The organism is Peptostreptococcus sp., from assembly GCF_977045075.1.
In genome coordinates, this window is sequence record NZ_CDRRTB010000102.1 from 1 (window position 1) to 5,036 (window position 5,036).

At 34.1% G+C, this 5,036-nt stretch carries 3 protein-coding genes; 1 reads left to right on the forward strand and 2 read right to left on the reverse strand.

The window, feature by feature from the left end; all coding sequences use genetic code 11:
• Both nifJ and ACW6OJ_RS07360 read right to left on the reverse strand, forming a co-directional pair.
• A partial coding sequence (gene nifJ / locus ACW6OJ_RS07355) for a pyruvate:ferredoxin (flavodoxin) oxidoreductase (RefSeq protein WP_456096181.1) occupies nt 1–2,023 on the reverse strand: 2,023 nt, incomplete at its 3' end.
• 578 nt (nt 2,024–2,601) lie between these two features.
• Nucleotides 2,602–4,371 (reverse strand): GAF domain-containing SpoIIE family protein phosphatase, encoded by a 1,770-nt coding sequence (locus ACW6OJ_RS07360; protein WP_456096182.1) that lies wholly within the window; start codon nt 4,369–4,371, stop codon nt 2,602–2,604.
• Between the two features lie 137 nt (nt 4,372–4,508).
• Between ACW6OJ_RS07360 and ACW6OJ_RS07365 the strand changes: the two genes are divergently transcribed.
• Nucleotides 4,509–4,973, forward strand: a complete 465-nt coding sequence (locus ACW6OJ_RS07365) for a hypothetical protein (protein ID WP_293427156.1) — start codon at nt 4,509–4,511, stop codon at nt 4,971–4,973.
• Nucleotides 4,974–5,036: the final 63 nt, after the last annotated feature.

Consider the following 5,036-nt stretch of genomic DNA (forward strand, 5'->3'; position numbering starts at 1 on the left):
TTTCATATGCTGCAGTACCCTGAGGGAAGTGACCATCTTCACGACCATTGAATGCAGATACTGGTAAAGAGTTACCTTCAACTGCTGTCATCGGTCTAAGTATATTCTTGATGAATTCTGGTTCACCTATAGTAGCTAATTCAGCTTCATCAACTGCATCAGCCCAAGCGGCTGGGACATCAATCTTAACTAGAGCATTTATACCCTTTTCAACTGCTTCGTTATTCATGTTAACAATCTTGTCACCCTTCTTACCATAAGTCTTCTTTATAGAATCCTTTAAGTAAGCAACAGCATCATCTACTGGTATGATATCTGCCAACTTGAAGAATGCTGACTGACAGATCATGTTTATTCTATTTCCTAGTCCTATTTCCTTAGCTATATTTACAGCATCAAGAGTATAGAATTCAATTTCATTTCTAGCTATATATCTCTTAAGAGCAGCTGGTAGGTGTGTATCTAATTCTTCTGGAGACCAGATAGTGTTAAGTACAAATGTACCACCCTTTCTTAATCCCTTGATTACATCATACTGGTGTACATAGCTCTGCTTATGACATGCAATGTAATCAGCTTCATCTAATAGGTAAGTTGATCTAATTGGAGTATCACCAAATCTTAAGTGAGACATAGTTATACCACCAGACTTCTTAGAGTCGTAGTCGAAGTATGCCTGTACATACTTGTTAGTGTTGTCACCGATGATCTTTATAGCCTGCTTGTTAGCACCTACAGTACCATCAGAACCTAGACCCCAGAACTTACATCTTACTGTTCCTGGATGAGCTATTCTAACTTCCTTGCTAGCCTTGATTGAGTGATGAGTTACATCGTCAACAATGCTTAGGGTAAATCTATCCTTTGGCTGGTCAGAAGTTAAGTTTTCAAACGCTGCCAATAGGTCAGTTGGTATAGTATCCTTAGAACCTAGACCGTATCTACCACCTATTATCATAGGAGCATTTTCTTTTCCATAATAGATATCTCTTACGTCAAGGTATAGAGGTTCTCCATTAGCACCCGGTTCCTTAGTTCTATCTAGAACAACAATTCTTTCTACTGTCTTAGGCATAGCTGCTAGGAAGTGATCCTGAGAGAATGGTCTATAAAGGTGAACCTTAACCATACCATACTTACCACCATTAGCATTTAGTACGTCTATTAATTCTTCAGCAGCTTCTGTAACAGAACCCATAGCAACCATTACATACTTAGCATCTTCAGCACCATAGTAGTCAAATAGGCTGTGTTTTCTTCCTGTCATTTCTGACATCTTATCCATGTACTTTTCAACTATACCAATCATGTTGTCATAGTACTTGTTAGACGCTTCTCTAGTCTGGAAGTAAATATCAGGGTTCTGAGCAGTACCTCTAGTTACTGGAGAATTTGGAGAAAGAGCCCTATCTCTAAAGTCCTTTACTGCATCGAAGTTTAATAACTTAGCATAGTCTTCATTTTCAAATAATTCTACCTTCTGTATTTCGTGAGACGTTCTAAAACCATCAAAGAAATGTATGAATGGTAGTCTACCTTCAATAGCTGCATAGTGAGCTACTGGAGCTATATCGGCAACTTCCTGTACTGAACCTGAAGCTAGTAAACAACATCCTGTCATTCTAGCAGACATAACGTCCTGATGGTCACCGAATATTGATAGTGCCTGAGCCGCAAGTGCTCTTGCAGATACGTGGAATACACCTGGTAGTAATTCACCTGCACACTTGTACATGTTAGGTAACATTAATAGTAGACCCTGAGATGCAGTGTAAGTAGAAGTAAGCGCACCTGATGCCAATGAACCGTGGAAAGCACCAGCTGCTCCACCTTCAGACTGCATTTCTACAACTTCTACAACCTGTCCAAATATGTTCTTTCTACCCTGTGATGCCCATTCATCAACAACTTCTGCCATTGTAGATGATGGAGTGATTGGATATATAGCAGCTACATCTGTAAAACTATAAGATACATGAGCAGCAGCTGTATTTCCATCAACTGTTTTCATAAATTTAGCCATTTTTTTCCTCCTTAAGAAAATAAGAATAAGTATATTGTTTCTTGTATACAATATGGAATACACTAAAACTGTCTTTACCATCATTAATGTAAACTATATAAATAAATTATATACTAGTCGCATTTGATAATAGAAAAACAAAAAAATAGTGTATACTAAATTAATTAATAAAATTTACAATTGGTATGCTTAGGAAAACTTTTTTAAAGTTTTCGTAGGCTTCTAATCGTTTAGACTCATTATACTAAAAAAAAACCAAAAAATCAACTTAATAATAAAAATTCATTTGTCTATTTATAGACATTCAAAATGTCTATAAGCATATTAAATTTAATACCTTGTTTATATAGTGTTTAGGGCTTTCTCTCATTGAATCTAAAACAACTTTTCACTAATAATTTTAAATATATTGTTGCAATATTTCTAATCATATTAGTTATTCCCATTTTTTTCATAAAAAAACAAGCTAATTGGTGTTAAACAATTAACTTGTTTTTAACTATCATTTTATTTTTTATTTCTCAATTAATAATCCATATCTCATTTGAAATTGAATAAAATAAATTCAAATATTCAATTTAAGTCGATGGTTTTATTGTGACAAGGAGTATATCATCACTCTTATCTTCATCGAAGGTGTGTTCTTTAATTGCCCTGTCAAGTAAGTCCAAGAAAAGCTCCTTCTTATCATCAATATGCTCTACAAAAAATTTTTCTAGCCTTGATAGACCAAACTCTTCCCCCTTAGAATTTTTAAGTTCAATTATACCATCAGTAAAAAGGAGTAGCCCTTTCAGGTTCTTAATATTTATTTTCATATTTTCATACTTTGTGTCATCTAAGATTCCAACTGGTATACCCTTTTTATCCTCTTCATAGCCCATAGGCTTGTTGTCCAGGTCAACTAATATAGGAAGATAGTGTCCAGCATTAGCTATGGTCATTAATCTTTCATGCTTACTAATAGTTCCTACTAGAGCGGTTGAATAAACCCCCATCTTATCGAATTCGTCATAAAGGAACTTATTCATCTTTGTTAAAAGCTCAGCTGGGCTTTTAACATAGCTAAGTAAGGCATTAAAGGCCCCCTTCATAATCGCAACAATATAGTTAGATATAATACCATGTCCCATTACATCGGCTATTATAAATACTATATTTTCATTAGTTTCAATCGCATAGTGAAAGTCTCCCCCAACTACCTTGGCTGACTTATGATAGTAGAAAATATCCTTACCATTGACTGTTTTAACGTTATTTTGTTTCATTATCAGTTCTTGCTGCTGCTTCAAAACATTAAGATCATTATCTATAGACCTATGTTTTTCATAATTAAGCGTATACTCGTAGGATTGCATACTCATACCTATCTGCTTAGATATAGCTGAAAGTGTATTCTGGTCGTCCTTAGTATATTTATTGTCGCTTATACACCATAGGATTAGCTGGGTCTTTGAATCTATAATAAACTTATAGTAAAGATAGTATCTAATTCCCTTATCATTCGTCTCACCTAGGTAATCACTTTCACCAAAGGCAGACATCTTGTTTTTCCTTATTACCTCTGGAATCAATTTATTCATAAAGTTGGACTCGCTAGCGGGTTGAACTATACTTATTTTTTGGCCCACTATATCCCCCTTATTATCAAGGTGGTATACATTCAATAAACATGATGAACTATTTGTACTCTCCTTAAGTATGCTTGCCATCCTAGTAAGATAGTTATGCATATCCTTAGTAGAATATAGCTGCCTCGAAGCCTTATTCACGCTTGTAATTGATTTTCTCAGCTTGTTTATAAGCTTATTAATCCCATTATTTTTTTGTGTAATAGAAATCGACAGGGTCATAAGTGAAGCTACCTGAGTAATGAAGTCTATATCATCGTCAGTTAAAACATCACTTTCGCTTAGGTAACAAGTCATAAAGCCTACTGTCTTACGATTTATTACAAAAGGAAAAACTGCCCTTCCAACATAATTTTCACTAGTTGCAAGTTCTATTTCTTTAGCTGCCCTAGGGTCTTCAAAAATATTTTCTACAATAACGACCTTCTGTTCTTTTACAGCCTCATGTATATAGTCCGGATATATATCAAAGTCTATCTTAACACCATATTTTTTATCTGGCTTAAAAAGTTGAGGTATGTACTCAAGGGTTGCAGAGCAAACTAAGTGTGCATAATTATAGTCATTTCCATAAAAAAGGTTTACACAAGCTTTGGTTGGATGTACAACGTTAAGCATCTTGCTAATAATCAAGTCTTTGACATCGTAAAAACTATCTGCACTTGTTACTATCTTTGTTATCTCAACAAGGTTTTTCATTCTCTCAATATTACGCATATTACTCCTCCCCTCTTCAATATTAAGTCTATTATACTACATTTTTAGTGAAAAAAAGTAAATTTTATAAATTATTTATTATCATTAACTAGCTTTTTTTATTCTTTTATTGTAAAATTAAAGTAGAGGTGATGCAGATGAAGTTTTTGGATCTTAGTTTAAAGCATCGTTACGACATCTATAGCCGCACAAAAAAAGTATTGAGAAAGTACCAGAAAGGAATAATATCTGGAAAACTAACAGCAGATAAGTTTGCTGATAATATGTTAAAAGATATATCCATGATCGCTTATTTAGATGAAATAGGAATAACTGTAACGGATTTCAGGGATGCATATAAGGAGTATGTACAAACCCTTATACTTATACAAAATGACTGCTTAGCATACCACAAGCAGAAAGCGCCTTCCTACTATTCAAAAAAAGCTGACTACACTAGTATTTTTAAACTAAACACCTTGTTGGCCGAATGTGGCTATAATCTTTCTATACCCGCTCAATATTTAACTGAATGGGATGTAGACTGCATAGAAAGGTTTTTAGAAACGGGCAATATAGATATTGGTAACGAAAAGATTTACAATTATATTACTAGCCTATAGGTAAATCTATTGTTCTCCTATAATTTGCTAAAATGAAAAGATAGGGTGAACTTAATTATTTGT

What these genes read in the sequence shown, in the direction of transcription:
- ACW6OJ_RS07360 (WP_456096182.1), bottom strand. Translation starts at nt 4,371, where the DNA reads ATGCGTAATATTGAGAGAATGAAAAACCTTGTTGAGATAACAAAGATA.
- ACW6OJ_RS07365 (WP_293427156.1), top strand. Translation starts at nt 4,509, where the DNA reads ATGAAGTTTTTGGATCTTAGTTTAAAGCATCGTTACGACATCTATAGC.